This window comes from Roseibacillus persicicus (assembly GCF_014651675.1).
Taxonomy (GTDB): domain Bacteria; phylum Verrucomicrobiota; class Verrucomicrobiia; order Verrucomicrobiales; family Akkermansiaceae; genus Roseibacillus; species Roseibacillus persicicus.
This window is the reverse complement of sequence record NZ_BMXI01000012.1, coordinates 88,771-114,851: the sequence shown is the minus strand read 5'-3', so window position 1 is coordinate 114,851 and position 26,081 is coordinate 88,771. Positions and strand designations below refer to the sequence as shown.

11 protein-coding genes are annotated in these 26,081 nt (G+C 55.1%); 6 read left to right on the top strand and 5 right to left on the bottom strand.

Features of this window, described 5'->3' with window-relative positions; all coding sequences use genetic code 11:
* Positions 1–20 precede the first annotated feature (20 nt).
* On the bottom strand, positions 21–1,307 hold the full coding sequence (hemL, locus tag IE099_RS14325) for a glutamate-1-semialdehyde 2,1-aminomutase (RefSeq protein ID WP_189571081.1): 1,287 nt from the start codon (positions 1,305–1,307) through the stop codon (positions 21–23).
* A gap of 131 nt (positions 1,308–1,438) precedes the next feature.
* Here hemL and lpxK point away from each other — a divergent pair, with 131 nt between their 5' ends.
* From lpxK to IE099_RS14300, 5 genes are all read left to right on the top strand, one after another.
* A complete protein-coding gene (lpxK, locus tag IE099_RS14320; RefSeq protein WP_229809529.1) occupies positions 1,439–2,671 on the top strand; it encodes a tetraacyldisaccharide 4'-kinase in 1,233 nt (410 codons plus the stop codon).
* A 139-nt stretch (positions 2,672–2,810) separates the two neighbouring features.
* Positions 2,811–3,953: a DEAD/DEAH box helicase gene (locus tag IE099_RS14315; RefSeq protein ID WP_189571078.1), complete on the top strand. Its 1,143-nt coding sequence runs from the start codon at positions 2,811–2,813 to the stop codon at positions 3,951–3,953.
* Entirely contained in the window at positions 3,928–4,239 is a 312-nt protein-coding gene (locus IE099_RS14310; protein ID WP_229809528.1) for a GIY-YIG nuclease family protein, read from the top strand. The genes IE099_RS14315 and IE099_RS14310 overlap by 26 nt, the downstream gene beginning before the upstream one ends.
* Before the next feature lie 67 nt (positions 4,240–4,306).
* The gene (locus tag IE099_RS14305; protein WP_189571074.1) at positions 4,307–5,920 is read left to right on the top strand and encodes a bifunctional GNAT family N-acetyltransferase/carbon-nitrogen hydrolase family protein; all 1,614 of its coding nucleotides are present in this window, start codon (positions 4,307–4,309) and stop codon (positions 5,918–5,920) included.
* Positions 5,921–6,695: 775 nt separating this feature from the next.
* The gene (locus tag IE099_RS14300; protein ID WP_189571071.1) at positions 6,696–7,205 is read left to right on the top strand and encodes a PEP-CTERM sorting domain-containing protein; all 510 of its coding nucleotides are present in this window, start codon (positions 6,696–6,698) and stop codon (positions 7,203–7,205) included.
* 38 nt (positions 7,206–7,243) lie between these two features.
* On the opposite strand, the gene IE099_RS14295 is transcribed toward IE099_RS14300, so the two are convergent.
* The 4 genes from IE099_RS14295 to ilvB form a co-directional block, all read right to left on the bottom strand.
* A complete protein-coding gene (locus IE099_RS14295; RefSeq protein WP_189571068.1) occupies positions 7,244–7,834 on the bottom strand; it encodes a DNA-3-methyladenine glycosylase I in 591 nt (196 codons plus the stop codon).
* 4 nt (positions 7,835–7,838) lie between these two features.
* Positions 7,839–8,354, bottom strand: a complete 516-nt coding sequence (locus tag IE099_RS14290; RefSeq protein ID WP_189571065.1) for a DUF2059 domain-containing protein — start codon at positions 8,352–8,354, stop codon at positions 7,839–7,841.
* Between the two features lie 12 nt (positions 8,355–8,366).
* Entirely contained in the window at positions 8,367–8,903 is a 537-nt protein-coding gene (gene ilvN / locus IE099_RS14285; protein WP_189571061.1) for an acetolactate synthase small subunit, read from the bottom strand.
* 122 nt (positions 8,904–9,025) lie between these two features.
* Positions 9,026–10,756: a biosynthetic-type acetolactate synthase large subunit gene (gene ilvB, locus IE099_RS14280; RefSeq protein ID WP_189571047.1), complete on the bottom strand. Its 1,731-nt coding sequence runs from the start codon at positions 10,754–10,756 to the stop codon at positions 9,026–9,028.
* A gap of 387 nt (positions 10,757–11,143) precedes the next feature.
* Here ilvB and IE099_RS21020 point away from each other — a divergent pair, with 387 nt between their 5' ends.
* Positions 11,144–26,068 (top strand): chitobiase/beta-hexosaminidase C-terminal domain-containing protein, encoded by a 14,925-nt coding sequence (locus tag IE099_RS21020; protein WP_189571044.1) that lies wholly within the window; start codon positions 11,144–11,146, stop codon positions 26,066–26,068.
* The last annotated feature ends 13 nt before the right edge of the window (positions 26,069–26,081 follow it).

The window sequence follows — 26,081 nt, the reverse complement described above, 5'->3', positions numbered from 1 at the left end:
CCAGTATCGACAAGGATGCGCTACCATTTTGAAACCACTTTTTCTATCACTTCGATCGTTTCATCAAGGTCTTCAATCGAGTGAGCCATGGAGATGAAGCCTGTTTCGTAGAGGCTGGGTGCGAGATAGATACCTTCTTCCAAACAGCCCCAAAAGAGTTTTTTGAAAACATCGAAGTCTTGCTTTTGCACAGTCTCGACATTGACGATTTCTTCATCGAGGAAGTAGAGGCAGAACATCGAGCCCACCCGATTGAGCCGATGGGGGATGCCTTTGGCTGAAAGAACGGAGGTTAGACCCTGTTCGAAGTGCGCGCCGAGTTGGTCCAGATGCACGAATCCATTGTTGTGCTCGAGTTCACGCAGTTGGGTCAAGCCCGCCACCATCGCCAGCGGATTGCCCGACAGCGTCCCGGCTTGATAGACGGGACCCACTGGCGCGAGGTGATCCATGATGTCGGCCCGACCACCAAAGGCACCCACTGGCAATCCGCCGCCGATGACCTTGCCCATCGCCACAAGATCCGCGGTGAAACCTTCCAGCTCCTGAACTCCGCCCTTCGCGAGACGGAATCCAGTCATCACTTCGTCGAAAATCAGCAACGCGCCATGCTTCCGAGTGAGATCGCGCATCAATTGAAGGAATCCAGCCCGAGGAAAAATGAGCCCTGCGTTGGCTGGATAAGATTCGGTAATCACCGCCGCAATCTGTTCACCGTATTGAGCGAAGGCTTCCTCCAGCTTTTCGGGTTGATTGTAAGGGAGAGTAATGGTCTCGGCCGCAAAGCTCTTCGGGACGCCGGCGGAATCCGGTTCGCCAAGAGTGAGCGCTCCTGAACCTGCCGAAACCAGCAGGGAGTCCACATGACCATGATAGTGGCCTTCGAATTTGATAATCTTATCCCGCCCCGTAAATCCTCGAGCCAATCGCACGCAAGACATCGTCGCCTCAGTGCCCGAGTTCGTCATCCGCACCTTCTCGACCGAAGGCACCCAATCGATGATCTTCTGAGCCATCTCCACCTCGCCCAAATTGGGGATTCCATACGAAATGCCGTCCTTGGCGGCCTCGTGGATCGCGTTCGTCACAGGAATCGGGGCGTGACCCAGAATGTTGGGCCCCCAAGAGCCGATGTAATCGATGTAGTGCTTGCCATCGATATCCTCAATGCGCGAGCCCTTGGCGCGACGGACAAAAAACGGATCGCCATCAACGTTCTTAAAGGCACGGACAGGGGAGTTCACTCCACCTGGAATCAAGGTCTTGGCTCGGGCAAAAATCTTCTGGGAAAGGGGTCCAACTGACATCGGCGTCAACTTGAACCAACCCGCCTCCGAGGTCCAGTGGGGAGTTGCTCAACCGAGCTTGGTTTGTGGGTTGCATCGGGACCGTTCCTGCTGCTACGTCAGACTTCGAGGTTTCGTTTCTGGGCTTCCCAGTGTTTCATTCCACTGTGTCCAGCATGGGTCAAGATTTGGAAAAATGGGGGGCGGATGTCATTTTTGGACGCGAGAAGGGTTTCGCGGCAGGGGTGGCTCGGCTGGTTTTTCGGGTTTTCTCTTGGATCTTTGCCGTGGTGGTGCGGATTCGGCTCCTTCTCTTTCGGCTCGGCTTGAAGGGACAGGCGCGCCTGGGGGTGAAGGTCGTGAGCATCGGAAATTTAACAATGGGTGGCACAGGCAAGACTCCGGTGGTGGAATTCTTCTGCAAGGCCCTCATCAAACGTGGCCGCAAGCCCGTGATTCTCAGTCGAGGTTATAAAAGTCGAAAGCTGGAAGAGCGGCAGGTGTGGCGAGGGCAACGGGAGGAGGAGCCGGGAGATTTTCCCAAAGTTGTGAGTGATGGAGAAAGACTGCGGTTGGCGGTGGAGTTCGCAGGGGATGAGCCCTACATGTTGGCCAAGAATTTACTGCCCGGCGTGGGAGTGGTTGTGGATCGTGACCGCGTCAAGGGCGGCCGCTTCGCGGTGAAGGAATTGGGGGCGGATATCCTCTTGTTGGATGATGGGCTGCAATATCTGAAGTTGGATCATGCGGTCGATGTCGTTCTGGTGGATGCGGAGCGCCCCTTCGGGACCGATGCTCTCATTCCCCGGGGCACTTTGCGCGAGCCTCCGGCGAACTTGAGCCGGGCGAACTATATCTTTGTTACCCGCTGTCATCAGCCGCTCAGCGATGCGCAGATAGGGCGGCTGCAGAAATACAACAAGACCGCGCCCATCATCCAGACTCGGCACGCTCCGCAGTATCTGGAGGATGTCTTCATCGAAGGAAAGCGTCTGGAATTGTCGGACCTGAAGGGCAAGTATGTTGCGGCGATGAGCGGGATTGCAGTGCCGGAGAGTTTCGAGCGCCTGCTGACCGAGCTCGGTGCCGACGTCATGTTTCATCGCACTTTTGGTGACCATCAGGTATTTCCACAGAAGGATGTCGATGCGGTCTTCACCCGGGCGCTGGAACGCGACGTGGATTTCATCGTGACGACTGAAAAGGACGCCGTCCGTTTTCCTCGCCCAACGGAGATAAACGTGCCGCTCTATTTTCTACGCATCGAAGTGGAGATCATCGAAGGGGAAGAGGAATGGGAAGCCTGCTTGGAGCGTTTGTGCAACCCTCCTGAGCTCACCGCATGCGAGTGGTGGCGCCAGCGTTCCTTGGCCGGAATCTCGTAGCGACCCGAAAGCTGACAAGTGGGGGTGATGGGAGAGGCAATCTGGCCATATCTACCAGGAGAAGCTTTTCCCCTCCAGTATTCCCTGATATTCCCACTGAACCAGAGCCAAATCCTTTTGAAAGGCTCTGACTTTTATCATGTCTTTTCATTCCTTCGGCTTGCTGCCCCAGCTTTTGGCTCTTCTTGAAAAGTCGTCCTTCCGAGAAGCGACTCCGATTCAGGCGGGGGCGATTCCGGCGGTGTTGGCGGGGAGGGATGTGCTTGGGATTGCTCGGACCGGTTCGGGTAAGACTGCGAGCTATGTTCTGCCGATTTTGCAAAACATGAGTGGTCGCGCGCTGGCTACCCATCGCGAGCCCACCGTGTTGGTGCTGGTTCCCACTCGTGAGTTGGCTGACCAAGTTCACCACGTCTTTCAGAATTTTGTGGCGGCGCTTCCTCAAATGGTTCGCTGCCGGGCAGTTTACGGAGGCGTCTCCATCAATCCACAAATGAAAGCCTTGGCGAAGGTGGATATTCTGGTGGCAACTCCCGGCCGGTTATTGGACTTGGTGGAGAGCAATGCTGTCCAATTGTCTGCGGTCTCGACTTTGGTTCTCGATGAGGCCGACAAGATTCTCAACTTGGGTTTTCAATCCGAGGTTAACCGCATCTTGTCCCTTCTGCCCAAGAAGCGACAGAATCTCCTTTTTTCAGCGACTTTAAGCGCGGATCTGAGCCAAGTTCAGCAGGTCTTGTTAGAGGAGCCGGTGGTGGTGAAGATTGAGCCTGAATCCCAAGACACGGAACTCATTGAGCAAGTCGCCTATGCGGTCACGGAAGAGCGCAAGGGGCCTCTCTTGCGCTATCTCCTGCGGGAGCAAAAGATGAAGCAGGCGCTTGTCTTCGCCTCCTCGACGTTCCGCGTGGATGCCATCGTGGTGAAGCTTTGCCGGAATCAAATACGGGCGGGGGCCATTCACTCCAAGATGGCGCAACAGACCCGCCAGATTACCTTGCGGCAATTCAAGGAAGGTCTTCTTCCTGTCTTGGTTTCCACGGACTTGTTAGCTCGTGGAGTCGATATTGAAGAACTGCCCTATGTGATCAACTATGAACTCCCGCGTTCGCCCAAGGATTATATCCATCGCATTGGTAGAACAGGCCGGGCTGACCGAAGTGGGGTTGCGATTTCACTGGTTAGTCCCGAGGAGGAGCATCACTTCAAAGTCATCCAGAAAAAGATGAAGAAGCGGGTGCCGTTGATAGATACTGGTGAAATGGCCCTCAATGGCTTCTGACAAGTTAGAGCAGGCGAAGCCTGTCGTGATCTGGTGGGTCTACATGATTCGCTGCGGTGATGGTTCGCTCTATACTGGCATTGCGACGGACGTCGCGAGACGTTTCGCCGAGCACGAGTCGCAAGGCCCCAAGGGGGCGAAATATACGAGAGGCAAGCTGCCTTTGGAGCTGGTCTTTCGAAAGGAGATCGGGAGTCGGTCCGAGGCTTGCAAGGAGGAGCTCCGCATCAAGGCTCTGACCCGGAGGCAGAAGTTGGCCTTGATCTCTTCCAGCGAGGGCGGGTGATAAAAGAGGGCGAGCACTCAATTCGCGCTTTCTTCTCTAAAAAAGCGTCTTAGTTTGCGCGCAGTCCATGAATACTACTTCCCACCCAACGCCCCGGGGGCTGGTCACTCTGCGCTCAGCTGAGGCTACCGATATCGACTATTTGGTCGAACTCAACAAACGGTGCTTTCCTGCGATGGCGGAGGAGAATGTGGTGTGGACGCGGGGTCATCTCCTGACCCATCAACGCCTTTTCCCTGCAGGTCAGATTGTGGCCGTCCTGGACGGAGTGATTGTTGGCGCGGTTTGCTCGCTGATTGTCACGCTCGGTGACGATCCTTATCGCCCTCACACCTACGCCGGGATCACAGATGGGGGGTTCTTTCACAATCATGACCCGCAGGGCGATACGCTCTATGGGGCGGATGTTTTCGTCGACCCCGAGGTGCGCGGGGCGGGAGTGGGCTCCATTCTTTATGAGGCCCGCCGCGAGCTTTGCCGCAGTCTTAATCTCCGGCGTATCCTGGCCGGCGGCCGTCTCCACGGTTATGCCGAGGTGGCGGGTGAGATGACTCCCGAAGAGTATATCCACAAAGTCGAACTGGGAGAGATTCGCGACCTTGTGCTCTCATTCCAGTTGCGGGAGGGCTTTGTGGTGAGGGGCTTGCTGAAGCATTATATCACCGACCCCAACAGCAAGAACAACGCATCGCTCATTGAATGGCTCAATCCTGACTACGTGCCGATAGAGGACGAGGATCAGCGCAAGGTCCGTGTTGCGGCAGTGCAGTATCAGGTTCGCAAAATCAATTCCTTTCAGGAGTTCGCAGACCAGGTGGAGTACTTCGTGGAGACCGCGCACGACTATCGGGCGGATTTCGTGCTTTTCCCCGAATTCTTTTCCGTTCAGCTGCTCTCGCAGGATGCGCTCAAGAATCTACCCGCACCTGAGGGCATCTCCCGTCTTGCTGATATGGAAGAAGAGTTCATCGAGCTTATGTCCCGCATGGCGCGTGAGTATGGGCTCTATATTGTGGCGGGTAGCCATCCCATGCGCCGGGGAGATACCATCTACAACGCCTGTCCCATTTTCTCGCCGGACGGGAGTCATGTCTCGCAGCCCAAGTTGCACATCACCCCGTCAGAAGTGAAATACTGGGGCATCACCGGCGGCAGCGAGTTGAGGGTGTTTGATACTCCCAAGGCTCGCATCGGGGTCCTCATTTGCTATGACTCCGAGTTCCCTGAAGCTGCTCGCTATCTCTCTGACCAAGGGGCGGAGATCATCTTTGTTCCTTACTGCACTGATGATCGTCCCGGTTATCAGCGGGTGAGGATTTGTTCGCAGGCTCGGGCAGTAGAGAATCAACTCTACGTTGTCACTGCCGGGGTGGTGGGGAACCTTCCGAGTGTTCCGGCGATGGATATTCACTATGGGCGGGCAGGGGTCTTTACGCCCAGTGACTCCGAGTTCGCGCGGGATGGAATCCTAGCCGAAGCGGATCCGAACGTGGAGATGATGCTGGTGAGCGACCTCGACATCAACGATCTCTATCGCTCGCGCAGCTCTGGAAGTGTTCGGCAAATCCTCGACAGGCGCCGCGACCTGTTCAGCTTTTCCAGCAACTTGAAAAATGATCTTCCGGGGCTTGCCGACGAGGACTTCACCCCAGTCAATATCTTTGATCCGGAGGAGGAATAGAAAGGTTTCTTCCTATTTCTTTCGACAAGTTCATCTGGCAAACGGTCTTATTTTGATTTCGCTGCTTCAATGATTTCAGGAAGCGATCTCGCGCTCTCAACTGGGCAACGAACTTTTATCAAAGAGATGAATCTTTCTGATGGTGGGGAGGAAAGTATGATAGTCCGAACAGTAGAAGGGAGTCCGGTTAAGGGGACTCCCGGAATAGAGCCTGCACGCCTGCCTCTGGATGGGATGGCCAATGGTAATATTCCCTTTCAGTTTAACAACAAGAGTTACTCTTTCCCTTGAGGAGAGGTAAGTGCCACCCCTACTTGGGGAGCGCACGCTGGCGAATACTGTGTGTATTGGAGGTGAGGAAGGTCTGGTGACTGGGACTGTTGCAAGCGGAATCTTCAACGTCCGGGTTGATGAAACCACGGCAAGTTCCGAGCCTTTGTCAATATCGCCAAGCAAGGATTTCCGAGTTGCGAAAGTGCACCCTAGCTATCAGTCTCTCTAGCAGAAATCTATGAAGAGAAATAGGCTAAGCTTGTTTTGCTTTGTTTCCATTGCAGCCTGCCTTTTGGGGCAGGCTGCTTTGGTCACTCACATTACGAGTCAATTTCCGGGTCAATTGGTTTTCGATATCGGCCTTGGCGAAGGAAATGCGAGTGGAGGTTTAGAAGTCGCAGGTTTTGGGGGCTTCTGTTCTCAGTCGATTTGTGATATTCTAATTGATTTGGATCGGGATGGAAACAATGACGTTCTGATCACAGGGATATCGGCAAACACAATGATCGCTGTCCCTCTTGGGGGAAGTGAATTTGTCACTTGGTTTCTTCCCAAAGGAACGCCTCTAGGAGGAGGGGTGGTCACTGGAGATGAAAACAATTACGGAATCCCAGCATCGAGGTTTGACATTCTTGGTCCTGATACTGTCGAGCTTCGTAATGCTTCTGAAGGCTGGGCTCCCGGACTCGGCTGGAAAGGACAAGACAGTGCTCAACTTTACAGCGCTAGTGGAGGCCTCGTTGGGGGAGGGGTAGAGGTCTCGGGTTTCTTCACAAGCCAGAGTGACTATCCTTTTCTTCAGGTCCGGCTTCCAGGCGAATCAGAAGGCGACTGGCACTATGCTTGGGTTTCTATTTTTCCGCTTCGTGATGGCTCGGGTTTTGTTCCTGGGTGGGGTTATGAAACTGAGCCCAATGTTCCAATTGTCGTCGGTGCCTTCTCCATCCCCGAGCCCTCCACAGGAATGCTTTTGGGCTTGTGCTGTCTGGTCTTGGTCAGACGCCGAAGATAAATATGGAACAAGAGCAAGAGTCCTCTTGAGGATCTTTCTCATCGGAAGGAGCAGCCTTCGAGGTGGTCGTTGACCATCCCGCAGGCCTGCATCAGCGAATAGGCGGTGGTGGGGCCCACGAACTTCCAGCCTCGCCTTTTGAGCTCCTTGGAAAGCCGCATGGAGGTTGGGCTCTGCGAGGGGATAGAGGTTTTGTCGAGTCGTTCAGGACGTTCTTCTGCGGGGGGAGTGAACTGCCAAAAGAACGCGTCGAGACTGCCGTATTCCTCCACAAGCTCGCAGGCCCGCTGGGCATTGTTGATAGTGGCTTCGATTTTTCCCCGGTGTCGAATGATGCCCGCGTCCCCCAAGAGGCGGGCGACATCGTCCTCGTCGAACAGGGCGACTTTTTCGAAATCAAACTTCGCAAAGGCTGCGCGAAAGTTCTCTCTTTTTCGCAAGATTGTCAGCCAGCTCAAACCTGACTGAAAGCTCTCCAGTGCCACCTTTTGAAACAACAGGTGGTCGTCGTGAACCGGCTGGCCCCACTCATGATCATGATAATGCCGATAGTCATCAAAAGAATTGCCCCACCAGCAGCGGGGCAATTGATCGGGGCCCAGTTCGAGCCCTTCAGCGAGATTGGTCACGAGTTTACTCGGCCGGAGCTTCTTCCGCAGGGGCCTTTTGCTTGCTGACCTTTTCTTCGAAAGCTTTCATCTTGGCCATCAACTCGGGCTGCTTGGCTTGTGCTGCTTCCATCCCGATTTGCATTCCCTTTTGGGTCAGCTCAGGCATGAGGTGAAGCATCTTCTTCCCGAGGGGAGTCTGATAAAAAAGCTCCAGCTCGGTGAGTTCCTCCGCAGTGAAAGTCTCCGCGTAGACGTTCTTAAACTTTTCAATGACCGCTTCCTGATCGACATCTTCTTCCCACCAGCTGGTGAAGATTTCGTTGAGTTCCGCAACTTGCTCAGGATTGAGACCCAGCTGCTGGATCATGGGCTGGAGCATGGGCTCCATCGCGGCTTTGAAGCCGGTAGCCATCTCCTGGCGGACCTCCATGGTCTCAATGAGCTTGGCTGCGGCTGCGAGGCTCTCTTCGTTCGCTTCCTGTGCAGAGGAAAAGGCAGTGAGAAGAGCAAGGGTAGTAGATGCAATCAGTGCTTTCATAGCGCGGGAACTCTAGGTTGGTTGTTCGCCTCTGGCCATGACAACTTTACCGGTCCGGACAGTTTCGATGATTTTGAAACTGGACATCATTCCGATGGCAGCATCGATTTTCGGGCTATCGCCTTGGAACATGGCAATCATGGAGGTCGGGGTCAGGTCGAGAGCCTTGCCACCGAAGTGGTCGACAATCTGGAGTGCTTCGGTGCGCTTGTCGGAGTCGACGAGTGCTTTTACCAAAAGCATTTCCTTGACCACTGCGTTTTCCGCGCTGTGCTCGAAGCAATGGATCACGTCGATGAGCTTGTTGACCTGTTTGATGATTTGCTCCAAGCCCTCGGGATCTCCCGAGATACCGATCGTCATGCGGGAGAAGTCTTTGGTCCGTCCTTGGGAAACAACCAGGGAATCGATATTGAAGCCTCGTCGGGCAAAGACCTGACAGATGCGCATCAAAACGCCGGGGTCATTATTGACGAGAACTGAAAGCGTGTGAGTTCCGCCGCGAGTCATGTCGGCAGCCGGAGTGTCAGTGGTGACAATTGTTTTCATGAGAAAGTGTGATTAAGAATAGGTGATTGAAAGTTTGCGGTCTTGTTTTTTAAATGCGCCGGATTGTCAGGTTTGAGTCTCTCGAGGAACTGGCAAACCGGCGCGAAGTCAAACTTTCCGGCCTAGGTGGAGCCAACAGGCTTGGCCATCTTGGTCTTGGGCGTCTCGGTGATCATATCCTCGAGCGCCGCACCGGCGGGAATCATTGGGAAAACATTCTCGGTTTTGACACACTCCGCGTGAATGAGGATGGGGCCATCGTTGTAGGCGAGAGCTTCTTCAATCTTGCGGGCCACGTCAGCCGGGCGCTTGATGTTGACACTCGGGATGTCGTATGCGGCGGCCAACTTGCAGAAGTCGGGGTTACCGAGCAGATCTACTCCGGACTCGCGGTTGTCGAAGAAGAGTTCCTGCCACTGACGAACCATGCCGAGGTAGTGGTTGTTGAGAACTACGATCTTGATCGGCAACTTGTGGATCTGCGCCGTCGCGAGTTCGAACAAAGTCATCTGGAAGCCGCCATCGCCGGAGATGGAGATTACCGTCTTGTCTGGTTGAGCGAGTTGAGCGCCGATTGCGGCAGGGAATCCAAAGCCCATGGTGCCTGCTCCGCCGGAGGACAGCCAGTGATAGGATTCGTCATTCTTATAGAACTGCGCGGCCCACATCTGGTGCTGACCCACGTCGGTTGAGACGATGGCTTTACCCTCGGTTTGCTCGTAGAGTTCGTGAATCACCTGCTGCATGCGCAGGCCGCCCTGCTTGCGGAAGGTGAGGGGATACTTTTTCTTGTAGCCGTCGAGGTGAGTGAGCCAATCGGTGGTTTCGAGCGGCTGCACCTTCTCCAAAAGCTGGGTCAGGGCTGCTTTGGCGTCGCCCACGATCTGCACGTCGGGACGGATCATCTTGTCCATCTCCGCCGGGTCGATGTCGATGTGAATGATTTTCGCGCTGGAGCAGAACTTCTCGGCATTACCAATGATGCGGTCGTCGAAGCGGGAACCGACATTGATGAGCAGGTCGCACTCGACCATAGCCTTGTTGGCGTAGGCGGTGCCGTGCATGCCGAGCATTCCCAGCGAGAGGTCATGCGTCTCGGGGAAGACTCCTTTACCCAGAAGGGTGGAGGTCACCGGGCAGCCAAGAGTAGTCGCCAGTTGCATCAATTCCTTGTCGGCGCGGGAGATCATGCAGCCTTGTCCCGCAAGGATGACGGGGCGTTTGGCCAAGGCGATCATGCCAGCCGCTTCCTCAATCCCAGTGGGATCGATATTGAGAGACTCATATGGATCGTAACCGGGGAGATCGAGCTCTCCGTCCATCTCTCCGGTGAATTCTCCGGAGGAGATGTTCTTGGGGATGTCGATGAGAACCGGACCGGGGCGACCTGTGGTGGAAATGTGGTAAGCCTCGCGAGCGATACGGGCCAGCGCGTTCGTGTCCTTGACCAAGTAGTTATGCTTAACAACCGGGATAGTGATTCCGAAAATGTCCGCCTCTTGGAAAGCGTCTTTCCCAAGCATCCATGTCACTTGTTGCCCGCAGAGCACAATCATCGGGACCGAGTCCATCATGGCGGTCATGAGACCGGTGACGGTGTTTCCTGCCCCGGGGCCGGAAGTGACCAACACCGCTGCGGGTTTCCCTGTGGCACGGGCGTACCCGTCTGCCATGTGAACAGCCCCTTGTTCGTGCCGGACCAAAATAAACTTCATCTTAGTCTTGACCGTTTCAAGGGCGTCAAAGATTGGAATGGCTGCTCCGCCTGAGTAACCGAAGATATATTCTATACCCAAGTCGTCGAGGGTCTTGATGAGAGCCTGAGCTCCGTCGAGTGCTTGTTTTTTTGCCATAAGAGTCGCTACGCCCTTCTTTTGCCTCGGAGGGGGTGATTTGCAAGGCGAAAATGGCTGTTTTTCGGTAAAAACGCGCTTTTTTAAAGTGCTGAAAACGGAAAAAATAGAAGAAATTCTCTAAACGGGCGATTTCTGGCGTTTTTCGAAACTGGAAAACAAGGTCTGTTCGGTGAAACAGGGCTTCGGCTCCAAAATAGCCAATCTCCACACTGTTAGGGAATTATTCAAGATTAGTAAGACTTTTTTCCGGCTGCTTCGCAAAGTTTGCTGAAGTCGTAAAGGACTCTCTTTAGGTAGATTAGAAGATTGAGGAGTTCTCTGTGACTGAAGGAGAATTGTGGGGAATTTGGATATTTGGTAGCGAATTCTACGGAACACAACGCTATGAAATTTCGAAAACTCTCAACTGGGTTTGTCGCATGGATCCTCTTGTCCACGGCTCAAATGTTTGCTCAGTCTCCCCCTATCTCGGATCCGGCTGTTTGGTTGAGAGGAGATATGGGAATCATTACTGATGGTGCGGGTCTGATTGAGCGTTGGGAAGATCAGTCCGGCAATGGCAATCACTTCGAACAAAGCGATGAATCCAAGCGACCAGCCATCGTTACCAATGCTTTCACCTCCGGTGGAGGACAGCTTTCGCGAATCGCGCTGAACGCAAATGGCAACAGTAGCTACACGGGGACCGTCGGAACGGATTTTGTTGTTGATGAGGAGATCCAAGTGACCGAATTGGGGGTCTTCGACAACAATCGAGACGGGCTTTCTGAATCAATTACGGTGGCCATTTGGCAGCGGCTTGAGAACGGAACTCCTGAGATCACCACGGATGACGGTGAAGGAGCGATTTTGACTCAGCTGGAATTTACTGTCGCTGAACCCGGCGATCTGGAGGGGAACCAGCGTTGGAAGAGCCTGGCTGCTCCCGTGACCCTGGCCCCCGGAAGCTACTACATCGGAGCCTGGGGATATGGCAGCCAGAGCTACCATGTTGCTTCCAATGATTCCGGTAGTGCCGTTCGTGCGGTGCGGAGAGTCGGGAAAGGGCGTTACTCCCCAGCAGGTTCTCCCGGGGCCTGGGGGACAAGTTTTTCGTCATATGATGATCGTTATGCGAGCGCCGCAAACTTCCGCTTCACGATATCTGGTGAGACTCTGTTCGAACGGGCGGCGGTCCGGTTCGATGGCAGCAATGATGGCTTGCAAGCTCCCGAAACTCTCTCTCTTTCCCGGCCGGGAAGTATTTTTATTGTCTATGAGAGAGACTGGAATGATGGCGGATTCATCATGCAGAATAGTTCCGGCGGTCCCCATTGGTATCTGAGCCAGAACTTGGCTTACTGCAATGGTGTTGTCCGGAATCAGGAACGGGACTGGCGCGAACCCTGGTTCGTGGAAATGGAAAACCAAGCCGCAGGTACCCGAGTGAGGGTGAACGGGGAGGACTGGACGCACTTCGGGAACTTCAACGCTGCAAATCCCGGTCGCTTGGCAATCGGCGGAGGAGTAGGCCGCTCCACCTCACCGGTTGCGGCGAGGATTGCGGAAATCCTGGCCTATGAGAAAGAATTGACCGACAGCGAGCGGTGGGTGGTTAACAATTACTTGGCCGAGCGCTATGGGTTTGATGCTTTGCCGGTCGATACTCCGGTAATTTCGCCAAGTGCGGCTCTTGGTAGCTCGCCGGTATCAGTAACGATTTCCTGCGCCACGCCGGGAGCTGCGATTCGCTATACTCTGGATGGAAGTGAGCCCGATACTGCTTCCCCGCTCTATTCTGCGGCTATCAGTGTGGCCCGTGGAACGGAAGTGCGGGCTAAGGCCTTTCTTGCCAGTAATCCCGAGAGTGGGGTTGCCGCTCGCTACTATGAAGATAGTAGTGCCAGCGAGGTGCCCGTGGGCGGTGCCAATCTGTGGCTGCGCGCTGATCGGGGGGTCGAGCTCGATTCCGAGGGCCGCGTGATGCAGTGGCAGGATCTCAGCGGGAACGGAAGAGACTTTGAACAAGGCACCGGCTATCAGCGGCCTGCGCTTGAACCCATAGGACTGAGTGTAGGCGGGGGAACCGCCATTCAGACCTCAACAAATACGAATGCAGGCGTCTACGCCCACAATGGAACTCTCGGGATGGATTTCATTGTCACGGAAGAAATTGAAATTACAGAATTGCAGGCATTCGATCATTTGGGGGACGGATTTGCAACTGCGGTCACGGTCGCCATCTGGGAGCGCAACGAGAGCGGAACACCACGGACCCCGGAGGACGATCTTGCGGGAACTTCCCTGGTTGAAGTTGAGTTTACTCCCGCGGAGCCGGGGACCTTGGGGGCGGATAGCTTGAGGAGTAAGACCCTGCCTTCTCCTCTGATTCTAACGCCTGGCAGTTACACTCTGTTAGGGTGGGGCTTTTCGGGAACCAATCTTTACAAGAACTCTACCAGTGGTTCGTGGTTAAGTGGGCAAGGTATCGAGTTTGTCAATCGCTCGCGCTATATCTCCACCCTGGGGGCTTGGCCGACTAATTTGGATAGTGACGAGGTGAAGTATGAGGGTTCGGCGAACTTCGTATTCAATCGGACCAGTGGAACGGTGTCCTCCTTGCCCACGGTCAGTTTCGACGGTGTGAATGATGGTCTGTGGGCGGTGCCTGGCTCTGAAATTGATCGGCCTGCTACGGTCTTTGTCGTTTTTGAGCGGAAGGGGACAAGCGGTGGTTATGTGATGCAAAGCAGCCCGGGCGACGCCAACTGGTGGATGCTCCGCAACGATGGCTTCTACAATACCAACTGGGTCAACAATCGCACCATTCCCCGAGCCGAGGTTGCCATCGCCGGAATGACAATGGAAGGGGCAGGAAGCCGCTTTTTCATGAACGGGGAGGATTGGACCGAGCATGAAACAAGAGTGGGTTCGCCCAACCGGCTGACTTTGGGAGGAGGAGTTGGAAATTCTTACAGCCCGTTGTGGGTTGAGATTGCGGAGGTGCTCTCCTTTGACCGCGTCCTGAATGAAAGTGAAATGCTCTCGGTGGAAAATTGGTTGGAGAGTCGCTATCTCGGTGAGCCGCGGAGTGCTCCGGAAGTGGCATTTTCGCCGGAAGGAGATTTTGGAACGGGCGCAGTGTCCGTGACGCTCGAGTCTGCTGTGGGTGCGGAAATTCGGTATACGCTGGATGGGAGCGAGCCGAGCGAGGCCAGTCCTCTCTACACTGGGGCGCTTGCGGTTGCACGCGGGACCAAGGTTCGCGCTCGTGCTTACTTGGCTGGACTGGGTGGTTCTGTTAGAGATGAGTTTTATGGTGATTCTGGTGGGATTGAGTTGCCCGTTGCCGATGCGACGATGTGGTTGCGCGCCGATTGCGGGTTGACTGTAGATGGAGAAGGACGGGTCTCATCCTGGAGCGATTTGACCGGGAACGGGAACGATGTTTTGCAGAGCATTTCCTCCCTGCGTCCCACCCTTGTGAGCGATGGCATCAACGATACGAGCCGGGGAGCGATTCGAATCACGGATGATATTGGAACTCGAAACTACTCCGGAAGTCTGGGTAATGACCTCACCGTCCATAGCGAGATCGAGCTCACTCACTTGGGAGCGTTCGACCACCTGGGTGACGGCTTTAGTGGAACCATCACAGTGGAAGTGTGGACTCGCGACGACAATGGAACGGCTGCCCGGGGCGATGATTCCGGAGGAGTTCTGCTTGCATCCGAAACCTTCACGCAAGCTTCTCCCGGCGAGCTGGTGGGCACCCAGCAACGGTTCAAGCCTCTTCCGAGTCCTGTGACTCTCGGTCCTGGGGAATACACTGTCTTTGCCTGGGGTTACACAGGGGGAGATCGTTATCGCGAGAGCCAGGGATCCAACACGATCTCCGACGATAGATTTTCTTTTCCGACCTGCGTCTACAACGGCACGGCAGGAGCGTTCCCGACGATTGTCGATGGCAGTGGACCGTTGGACTACAATGGGGTCGCTAACTTCAGGGTCGCTCCAGAGGGTGGTTCAGCATCTGTTCCTGCTGTCGTATTTGATGGGGTCGATGATGCCTTGCATGGGGTGGAGGCAATGGACTTTGGCCGGCCCTCCACGGTCTTTGTGACCTTTGAGGTAGACCGCGAAGACAATGGCGATGTGCTGCAGAATTCCTCCGGGAGCAACTGGTCGATTGATCGTCGCGGCTTTTACGCCGGAGGATGGGTGCGGGAGGAAAGCTTCGAGTTGAGAACGCCGATGCTGGCCGCAATGGTCAATGACACGGATCAAACGACGGCCTGGAGAAATGGAAACAATGTGACCGTTAATCCGTTTCTCTCGTCGGCCTCGCCAGGGCGTTTGCTTCTGGGGGGAGGAGAAAATGGGGTTTCATTCGATCCGATCGCAGTCCGGATTTCCGAAGTGGTGGTTTACGACCGGGCGCTTGATGAAAGCGAGATCAGTCTCGTGTCCAATTACCTCGCCGCTCGCAGCGGAGTCTATCCCGCGCGGGCAGAAACTCCCGAGATCGGACCTTTCGCCAGCTACGGGTCGAATTCGGTGGAGGTCAGTATCTCGTCTGTGACACCAGGCGTGGAGATTCGCTATACTTTGGATGGCAGCGAGCCCACTGCAGGGTCGGCCCTCTATGCGGGGCCATTCTCCGTCCCGCGAGGAACGCTTGTGAAGGCCAAAGCATTCGGTCCGGGGCTGGAGGCCAGTCCGGTCGCCGAAACGTTCTATGGGGACGAAAACGAGCACCCGCTTCCCGTGTCAGATCCTGCCTTCTGGATCACAGGAGATGTGGGAGTTGAATTGGGTACATCCGGCAGGGTCGAACGCTGGCGGGATCTCTCTGGGCACGGGAGGGACGTTTATCAAGTATCGGAAGAACGTGCCCCGGCATTGGTAGAAGATGCCTTTGGGGGAGAAGGCAAGAGCCGCCTGCTGGCACCTTATACGTCATCGAGCCTGACCGGAGGTTACAGCGGGTTTATAGGAAGCGACTTCCAAGTGGACCGTTCTTTGGAGGTGACTCATTTAGGTGCATTGGATGCCTATGGTGATGGCATCAAGGGGTCGATCACAGTCAAGTTGATTGAGATGGATGACGGTGGGACAAGTGGCAACACATCCGCAGACCGATCCGATGATACTGCTGGGGCTCTCCTCGCAGAGTTGACCTTTACGGATGCGAATCCCGGAGTCTTGGAGGAAGGCATTCGGCTTCTTCCTTTGCCGAGCCCCATTTTACTTCAGCCGGGAACCTATGCCTTGTATGCAACTGGCTATACTGGCGATGACATTTACCTCAGCCAAGATCTGAACAATCAGCCGGTCAACTTTGGGATCACATACCTTAATCGCAGTCGCTATTCGCAAAATGAAGCGACGCTTTACCCGGGGACCGCGGTCAATGATGACCGCTACCTTATGACGGCGAATTGCCGCTTTCGGATCCCCAATCTCACCGCAGCTCAGCCGCCGACCAATGCCGTCAGATTTGACGGGGTCAATGATGGTCTTTTAGGTCCAGTCGATTACCTCGTGGAAAGACCTTCGACAGTCTTCATGGTGTTGGAGCATCTGGGAGGCTCGTATGGCCGATTGTTGCAAAGCGCCAGCGGGAACAACTGGTTGTTGGGGCCGCACTCGGGGACACAGGGCTTCTACGCTGACGGATGGATTTCGCAAACTCCGCTGCCGTCTGACCAGCCTGTTCTCGTGATTGGCGAACAAGGGGAGGGTGGCAGTCGATACTTCTTTGCCGGGAGAGATTCCACGCAGAACCCATCGTATGTCGGGAACTTGGGACGGATCGCATTGGGGGGCGGAGAGGGTGTCTACAATCAACCGGTCAATGCCGACCTCGCTGAGTTGATCATCTATGATCGGGTCCTAACGCCGGGTGAACGCCAGGCGGTTGCCAAGGCTCTTTCCGACAAGCACGGTCTGACGCCCGAAGCGCTTCCGGAACCGGGGATGACTCCTCGTGGAGGCCTTTTTGCTACCAGTCAAACGATCACGCTGGAGGGACAGGTGCCGGGGGCGGAGATTCGCTACACCTTGGATGGGAGCGAACCGACAGAGAGCTCGACGCTATATGCCGGTAGCTTTACGGTGTCAGCCAATACCACCGTCAAAGCTCGTTCGTTCCTTTCCGGATACCTGGCCAGCCCAGTTACCACCGGGGTCTTTTTCATCGATGGAGCGGCGCCTGTTCCTCCGTCGAGGGACAATCTGACTCTGTGGTTGAGCGGAACTTACGGGGTTGAAGTCGATGGTTCGGAGGTGACCACCTGGCGCGATCTATCTGGTCAGGGAGCAGATGCCGTAGTGGCTGCTTCCAGCAGTGCTCCGACCTTTAGCGCGACGGCTATTGGGAACTCGGGAGGGGTGCTCTTCGATGGAGTCGATGACTATTTGTCTGTTAGGCCGGGATTTGAAGACTTTGAAAATGGTCTCACCGCCATTTTCGTCACTTCGCCAGATGAGTCTCTATCTTCCTGGGAGCGATTGATCGATTTCGGCCAAGGAACCAACAACGACAATATTTTCTTTGCTCGCGAAGCCACCTCAACGAATTTTCACTTCGGTCTTCGGCGTGGTGGATCATCTTCGGGGATCTCCTCTACCGATTCCCTGCGTTCACTCACCGACCAAATCCTGACCGTAGTGCAGGAGCCGGATGGGCGAACCCGAATCTATCGAAACGGGAATCTGGAGGTAGAAGGCAATGTCGATCTGCCATTCAATGTGATTCGCCATCTCAACTATGTGGGGCGGAGCAATTGGTCGAATGATGCTTACTTCTCGGGGGCGATGAGTGAAGTGATTCTCTTCAAAGGGACGCTCAACGATTTTGACCGGGAGGTCTTTGAGGACGAGATACGGGCAACCTATGGAATAGCGAGTTCGGCAACCGGAGTGGTTGGCTTTTCGCCAAGTGGGGGAGGACTCCACCCGGGTGGAGTCACTGTCGAGTTGCAGAGCGCGAGTCCGGGGGCTGCTATCTACTATACCTTGGATGGCTCGGTGCCGGATGAGAGCTCGACCTTGTATGAAGCTTCCATCGTTCTAACCGCTTCCGCCCGAGTTCGTGCGCGCGCGTTCTTGGACGGCTTCAATCCCAGTAATCTTTCGGAAGCGACTTATCTCATTGGCGATCCTCCGGGAGGGGGCGACGGACTATTGGGAACCTATTATGACAATGAGGATTTCACGGGGGCATCCTTGACTCGCTTGGATCCCAACGTGGATTTCAATTGGGGTGGGGGAAGTCCTGACCCGGCTATCGGACCGGACTACTTCTCGGTGCGATGGACAGGGCAAATCCTTCCTCGTTTCTCAGAAGAATACATTTTCTCTACTCGTGATGATGGATCCCGCCTGATGATCGATCTGGACCGAAATGGAACCTTCGAGCCTTCGGAGGTGCTGATCGATGAGCTGGATTCGAGCAGTCTGGTGGAACGGTTTGCGGCTCCAGTGACGTTGGAGGCGGGGGTGCTCTATGACATCCAGCTAGAGTATGTCGAGGAGGTGAGCAGCGCGGTCATCAGCTTCCGGTGGGAGTCGTTTAGCGAACCCTTTGCAGCAGTGCCCCAGAGTCAGCTCTTTAGCGATGCGGAGTTTAGTCAAACCGTTTCCACTCCAGTGATTTCTCCTGCGGGAGGGACCTACACGTCAGCGGTTGAGGTGAGCATCGAGACCAGCACGGATGGAGCAACTCTTTACGTGACCACCGATGGGAGCATTCCTGACCAAGGGTCTCCTGTCTATACCGGTTCTTTCACGGTGCCAGCGGATGCAACCGTGCGGGCGCGCGGTTACAAGGCGGGATTCAATCCTTCCGGAGTTGCCAGCGCAGCCTACGATATCGACGCCCAGCCTCCGACAATTACTTCTTTCAGTTGGAATGGAAGTCCGCTGTTGGGAGGTGAGGTCTTGACCGAGTCTGGGCAGCTGAGCGTGACTGCTACAGATAATCAGGGGGTTGCCTCTGCCGAGTTCTACTATCAACCTGTCGGTGCCCAGAATCAGGTTCTCATCGGTCGTGATACTTTTGAGGGTAATGGATTGTTAGCTAACTGGAATGTCGGCAGTGTTCCTGACGGTTCCTACAATTTGATAGCGCGGGTTTTCGACACTGCAGGCACTTTCTCTGAAGAACAAATCGAGATTTCAGTCAATTTGGCAACCTTGCCCGCACCTGTTATTTCCCAGCCGGGCACTGGGGTGGAAGTGGAGGAGCCCACTGTCACCTTGCAAATCACGACTGTTCCTTCGGCGAATGTGAGAATCCGTCGGGATGGGACTTTGATTTTCTCTGGCTATGCAAATTCGGGAGGATTCCTGAACTATACCGCCAGCCTTCCAGTTGGATTGAGCTCCTTCGTCGCGACGGCCGTGAATCGAGCGGGTAGCAGTCCTAATTCCAACGCGGTATCTGTGACTCGGGTCAGAGAGTTTCCTCAACTCACCTTGGCCTTCCCGAGCGACACCTTGGCGGAAGGGGCTCCCCTGCAAGGACAGGTTTCCATCCCCTCAGCCGTGGCCGAAGACGTCTCCGTGGTGGTGGGCACCAATCGGGCGGGAGAAGTGGAAACCCTGCAGCCAATTCTGATTCCAGCGGGTAGCACTAGCGCGGATTTTATTCTAACAGCAATTCAGGATTCGCGGGTAGAGGCACCGAGTACGGTGACAGTGAACGCAACCGCACTCAATCACAGGGATGCGACTAGTAACCTGTTTTTGTTGGACGATGACACCCCGGTGCTGACTCTGGAAGTTGATGAAACAAGTGTTTCCGAGGATTTCGGAGCCGTTACAGCACGGGTGCGCCGGGCTGATGCGAGTAGTTTGTCACAGCGCGTCTACCTTTCAAACACAGCCCCTGACCAAGCGACCGTGCCCTCGTTTGTGACTATCCCGGCTGGTCAATTGGAGATCGGTTTTGTGGTGTCGATCATCGACAATAGTCTGGCCGATGGGAACCAGTTCTTGGACCTGCAAGCTCGGGTTGAGGCGGGCTCCCAAGTGGTATCAACTTCTTCCATCTCGACATTGGAAGTGCGCGATAACGAGGGGCCATCGTTGACGCTGTTGCCAGATGCCTCCCTATTGAATGAGGGAAGTATTCATAGCTTTACCCTCAGGCGAGGCGGGCTTGAACCTGTTGATGCCCTGACTGTGGATTTGACCCAGACGCCCATGGGTGAAATTTCGGCTCCCAGCAGCGTGACTTTCCCTGCGGGGGTATCTGAAGTTCCGGTATCTGTGACTGCTCTAAATAGTGTGTCGTCGGGAACCCGAACGGTCATTCTGAGGGCTTCGGCACCGGGCTACACTGATGGCTTGGCAAGGTTCTCGGTGACGGACGAGGCTCTTCCGGACTTTGCTCCCGACCAGCTGAGCGCCCCTCTCACCGCGAAGTCCGAGAGCACGATTTCGGTCGGCTATCGAGTTCGGAATCTGGGCTTGGAAGACTCAATCGAAAACATCTTCCTTGAGCGGGTGTATCTTTCCACCGATCCTTCGCCGAGTGAAGATGATGTGATTCTCCGGCAAATTGAACAGACCGGCGATGTCTTGGCCAATGGGAGCTATAGTCGAAATGTTTCCATCTTCGTTCCGCGAGAGGTTGGAGAATACTATCTCATTGTGACGGTCGATCCCGCGAATACCGTGGAGGAGGTTCTCGAGACGAACAATACGGCGGTGAGGGCGATTCCGTTAGAGGTGATTCCTGCCTATAACGTCGTGGTTCAAGCTGAAGAAACGACTATTCCGGCTAATACCCCAATCGAGTTCACAGGATCGGCTACTACTCCGGAGGGATTGGACGCGTCCTTCTCAATGGTGAATATTCACATCAGGATGGGTGAGACCGAACGGGTCATCTCGGCCTTCACGGACTCGAACGGCGACTTCACCACTACTTGGACTCCGCTGCCGAATGAAGGTGGTTCGTATACGATTGGAGCGACTCACCCCGGAACTTCGAGCGCTCCGGTGCAAGATGCTTTTGAGATTCTGACGATTGGATTCAGCCAACCTCCAGCAGTCCGACTGAATGAAGGGGAAACGGTCGTGGTGCAAACCACTCTATCCAATCCTAACAGTCAGGATTTAACGGGGGTGGATTTGTCGGTCGTTAGCGACCTTCCTTCAGGGCTGACCATCAGCCCGATGGCTCCTGGCACTATGATTCCTGCCGGAGGAGAAATGGTAGTGCCAATCTCCGTTTCTGCAGCGGCAGGTTTTTCGGGCACCGGGTTGTTTGGACTTGAAGTCAATACTGCGGAAGGAGTTTTGCGAGCGCGGGGAATCTCGGTTCGAGCGGATCGGCTGGTTCCCGTGCTCACTCTGGACCCGTCCAGTTTGGATTGTTCGGTGCTACGGGGGACTTCGAAGTCTGCGAGCTTCCAAGTCACCAATACAGGAGGTCTTGCCACCGGACCGATTCAGGTGCTTCTGCCAGATGTTCCCTGGATGTCGCTGTCATCCAGTAATCCGATCGCCTCGCTGGACCCCGGAGAGAGCACTACGGTCTCTCTTCAACTGGCACCCGATGCCACGGTGGACTTGACTCTTTTCACGGGCAATCTGGCGCTGAATGCGGCCAATGGAGGGTCTCGCAATATCAACTATCGCTTCCGGGTGGTCTCCGATTTGATGGGAGATCTCGACATCAAAGTGGTGGACGAACTTTACTACTTTACCGAGGAAGCTCCGGCTCTTGAGGGTGCCACAGTGGTTGTGCGCGATGCCATCTCCTCCCAGCAAATCGCTACGGTGACCACAGGACTGGACGGTGTGGCAAGCTTCCCTGACTTGATGGAGGGATGGTATCGGGTGGAAGTCACCGCGCCGCAGCATGAGCGCTATTCGAATAATATTTTCGTTAATGCCGGGGTGCTAACCACCGAGTTGGCCTTCATCTCCAAGCAACTGGTTACCTACACTTGGACGGTAGAGGAGGTGGAGATCGAAGATACCTACCGCATTACTGTGGAGACCACTTTCGAAACCAATGTTCCCGCGCCGGTGGTCACTCTCTCACCTGCCAGCATCGATGTGGAAGATCTTCGAGCGCTGGGGCAGGGTAAGGTGGTCAATGTGACAATCACCAACCAAGGCTTCATCGACGCACAGAATAGTGAATTCGAATTCTCAAGCCATCCCTTCTATCGCTTCACTCCGCTGATTCAAAACGTGGGAACCATTCCCGCGAAGAGTTCGCTTGTGGTGCCAGTGAGCATCACGCGCATTGGCATCTTTGACGAAGAAGGCAATGTCGTCACCTTGGATGAGGGTGGGCTAAAGTCTGTTAGAAAGCTCAAAAAAGGAGAGAAGGCCGCCAGCGTGCCGTGTGGTGCGGGAGGCAAGTTGGTATGGTCCTACCCCTGCGGTCCCAATGATGTCGGCAAGTCTTCCGGAATTGGGTTCAGTGGAGTTGTTGGAAATTGTGGCGGCGGCGGAGGAGGTGGCGGTGGAGGCTACCTTGGCTTCCACGGTGGCTACTTCGGCAGCGGAGGTGGCGGCGGTGGAGGTGGCGGCGGAGCGAGTGGCTCGTCGTCTTCCTTCTCCTCCCTGGACGCTTGCGACCCTTGTGTGCAGAAGGCTGCGCTCGATTGCGTAATTGGCTACATTCCAATCATCGGAGACCTCTACAGTGCCTGGAACTGCGGGTATAATACCGGCACGGCAATCATGACTGGTGAAGGAGGCGCGCGAGCGGCAGGGGATTGCGCTCTCGCTGCTGCCGGATTCTTTGACCCGACTCCCGCCACGGCGACAATTGCTTGCCTTGAGGCGATGCGGAGGTGTGCGGCCGATGCTGGAGGAGGCGGCGGCGGAGGTGCTGGAGGCGGAGGGGGCCCGGGAGGTCCCTTCGGAGGAGGTTCCGCGAAGTTGGCCTCTTTCAAAGAGCGGAAAGGCGACAAGTCGGGTGCTGCCGTTGTCATTGGAGTTCCTTGGTATGAATATCTAAGTGTCGAGCAGAGGCAGTTTGCCTTGGAAGCCACTCCGGGATTCTCTCGTCTCGAAACCTACTTTGATGTTCCGGCTGTTATCTTCGGCTCGCGGGAAAGGGTTTTCCTGATGACCTATGATGAGGGAATCGCCTGGCATGCCCGCTTTGTCCAAGCCATTCAGAATGACTCACCGGACGAAGTGTTTATCTCTGCTGCCGAGGCTGCCGAGTTGGCGACCTTGGCTGAGCCGTTTGATTCCTATGCCCCCGAATTCGCGGCAATCGTGGCAAGATGGAACCGAACCTGGGAATACTCCCTACTCGATATCTTTGAACCAGAAGATGTGCCGGAGGGTGATAGCGTGGACTTCATCTACGACAGCCAATTGAAGGAGGCCGTTGGTAACTTCATTGAGGCGGTGGATGAGAGTCGCGAGGAAGGGTTCCTGGATCCCCTTGAGCAATCAATCAAGGGAGTGCAGGAAGTTCAAGAGGCCCTCGCCGATGGACAAGGCGGGGCTTGCGCACGGGTGAAAATCGAGATCTCTCAAGACCTCATGCTGACCCGCACAGCCTTCGAGGCGACCTTGGTATTGGAGAACGAGCGAGACGATGCCAACGTTACCGATGTCGGCTTTGACCTTCAGATTCGTGACTTGTTGGGTGAGCCTTCGGAGGACCTGTTCAATATTCAGGTGAGTCGGTTGGATGGTCTTGATAGCATCGAGGGTTCAGGAACAATTGACGAGAGTAGCTCTGGGACAGTGCAATGGACGCTGATTCCACGGGACACCGCTGCATTGACTGAGGAGAAGCAGTATACGGTTGGTGGAGTGATCACCTTTGAGCAGGACGGTCTCGAGTTCACCATACCGGTCGAGAATGTGCCCATCACGGTTCGTCCCGATGCGGCGCTTTCGCTGAAGTATTTCCATCAGCGCGATGTCTATGCCGACGATCCTTACACCGATGCGATTGAGCCTTCTGTTCCTTACAAGTTGGCAGTGTTGGTAGAAAACAGCGGCTATGGAACCGCTCGCGACTTAAAGATTATTTCCGGCCAACCCGAGATTGTGGAAAACGAGAAAGGTCTCTTTGTCGACTTCAAGATTATCGCGACACAAGTCGATGGCGAATCCGTGACCCCATCTCTAACAGCGGACTTCGGAGATCTTGGTCCGCAGGAAAATGCGATTGCCACGTGGTTCATGACCTCGACGTTGCAAGGCCTCTTTATCGATTACGATGCAACCTTCGAGCACGTGACAGGCCTGGGAGATTCCCGGATCTCGCTACTGCAGAATGTGGAAATTCACGAGATGATTCGGGTGATCGACGCCAAGGATGGCTCGACCGCCTTTCTCGTGAATGATGTGGTGGATGTGAACGATTACCCGGACACGATCCACTTCCAAGATGGGGAGATTGAGTTGGTGACAGTGCAAGAAAGTGGTTCTGTGACCGGGACTCTTGGTAGCGGAAACTTCTCAGTCACGCTCAATACGGGGGCCTTTAGTGGCTGGAACTACATTCGGATTCCTGATCCCGGCGATGGGGATTTCAATTTGGTCAGTGTGGCGCGTTCAGATGGTGAGATCTTGCAGTTGGATTCCAACGCCTGGAGCACGGACCGTACCTTTATTGGTCAAGGACGACGACCCATCTACGAGAACATCCTCCACCTGGTGGATTGTGACAGCCCGGGGACCTACACGCTGACCTATGAGGTGAATCCCGAAGCGGACTCTGTGCCTCCCACCAGTTCGATGGCGGCGCTGCCGGCTAACAGCCCGGCAGATATCCCAGTCTTCTGGAGCGGGAGTGACAACGTGGGAGTGGCTCTCTACGATGTCTATGTCTCAGCCAATGGTAGTGCTTGGTCGTTGTGGAAAGACAACACGCCTGAGGCTGGAGCGGTCTATCCCGGCACGGTAGGGGAGACCTACTCATTCTATTCCGTAGCCATCGACCATGCCGGCAACAACGAGGTCAAATCTCCTGTCGCGGAGGCGACAACGACCGTGGTGGATGAGAATCTGCCGCCAACGATATCGCCAATCGCCGATCAGAGTATCCAAGAAGGGCAGACCTTTATCCTGCAGGCCTATGCCAATGACCCGGATGGGAACAATGGCGATCTGAGGTTCTCAGTGGGAACGACGGCGACAGGTCTGACCATCAATCCCATTACTGGCGAGATGCGTTGGGTGACGGGAGAAACTTCTGGAGGAAGCACAATTACAGTTGTCGTGGTAGCTCAGGATGCCGCCGAACCAGCCGGTGTAGCCAATGAGGAATTTACCATTACGGTGCAGGATACCAACAGTGCTCCGACCTTGAATTCGGTCAGTCCCCGGACGCTTTCAGCCGGAGGAGTGCTCATCGTTGATATGGATGCTTCGGATGGTGACGTGCCCATTCAGCAGTTGACCTACTCGCTGGGAAGCAACGCGCCGACAGGTGCGGCGATAGACTCTGCGACGGGGGTGGTCACTTGGATGCCTACTAATGAACAAGCAGGAAAGAGTCACATCATCACCGTCATGGCTACGGATAATGGGAGCCCGAATCTGATGGCTCAATCCAGCTTCTCTGTGACGGTTGTCGATGTGGAAGAGGACCTTCCTCCTGCCTTTGCACCTATCCCGGTGCTTCTCTGGCTGGAGGGCCGCAGCTACAGCTTTGATGTGGTCGCCGTTGATCCGGATGGAGATCCGATTGTGCTCGGGGCGAATGTCTCGGGTGCGCCCGGTTCGTCATTCTCTGATTTGGGAGGAGGAGTTGGTCGGGTTGCTTGGGATACTTCCGGAGTAGCAGCAGCAAGCTATCAGATTCCTCTCACCGCGACAGCCAACGGCCTCACTACCACGGGACAATTGGTCATTCAGGTGGCGGAAGACGATCTCTACTGGTCTTGGGTCACCGAAGCCTTCGGGGAAGAATTGCCCTCCGACGTTTCATTGGGAGATCTGGGACCTGATGCGGATCCTGATGGTGACCAAAGAGCAAACGTCTACGAGATGGCCATGCTCACCAATCCATTGACCGATGATGAACCACCTATCGCGATAGAATTGTCGGAGCAAGGGTCTTTCCGTCTGGTGCAGATCACCATGCATCGCCGCAAAGGATCCGAAGACTATGTGGAATTTGCACCACAGCGAAGTTCGGACATTGGAGGAGGCTGGGAAGAGATTCCGAGTTTCGATTGGAATGCGAGCATCGACCTCTTCGGCGACGATGACGGCCGCCCGGAGACCGAGTCAATGGACTTTACCATATTTGAATTCGATCCCGCCGAGTTGCCCGAAAAGTACTTCTTCCGACTGAATGCGACTGAGGCCGCTGCTGAATGAGCCGAACAGTTAG

What these genes read in the sequence shown, in the direction of transcription:
- hemL (WP_189571081.1), bottom strand. Translation starts at nt 1,307, where the DNA reads ATGTCAGTTGGACCCCTTTCCCAGAAGATTTTTGCCCGAGCCAAGACC.
- IE099_RS14315 (WP_189571078.1), top strand. Translation starts at nt 2,811, where the DNA reads ATGTCTTTTCATTCCTTCGGCTTGCTGCCCCAGCTTTTGGCTCTTCTT.
- IE099_RS14305 (WP_189571074.1), top strand. Translation starts at nt 4,307, where the DNA reads ATGAATACTACTTCCCACCCAACGCCCCGGGGGCTGGTCACTCTGCGC.
- IE099_RS14300 (WP_189571071.1), top strand. Translation starts at nt 6,696, where the DNA reads ATGATCGCTGTCCCTCTTGGGGGAAGTGAATTTGTCACTTGGTTTCTT.
- IE099_RS14290 (WP_189571065.1), bottom strand. Translation starts at nt 8,354, where the DNA reads ATGAAAGCACTGATTGCATCTACTACCCTTGCTCTTCTCACTGCCTTT.
- ilvN (WP_189571061.1), bottom strand. Translation starts at nt 8,903, where the DNA reads ATGAAAACAATTGTCACCACTGACACTCCGGCTGCCGACATGACTCGC.
- ilvB (WP_189571047.1), bottom strand. Translation starts at nt 10,756, where the DNA reads ATGGCAAAAAAACAAGCACTCGACGGAGCTCAGGCTCTCATCAAGACC.
- IE099_RS21020 (WP_189571044.1), top strand. Translation starts at nt 11,144, where the DNA reads ATGAAATTTCGAAAACTCTCAACTGGGTTTGTCGCATGGATCCTCTTG.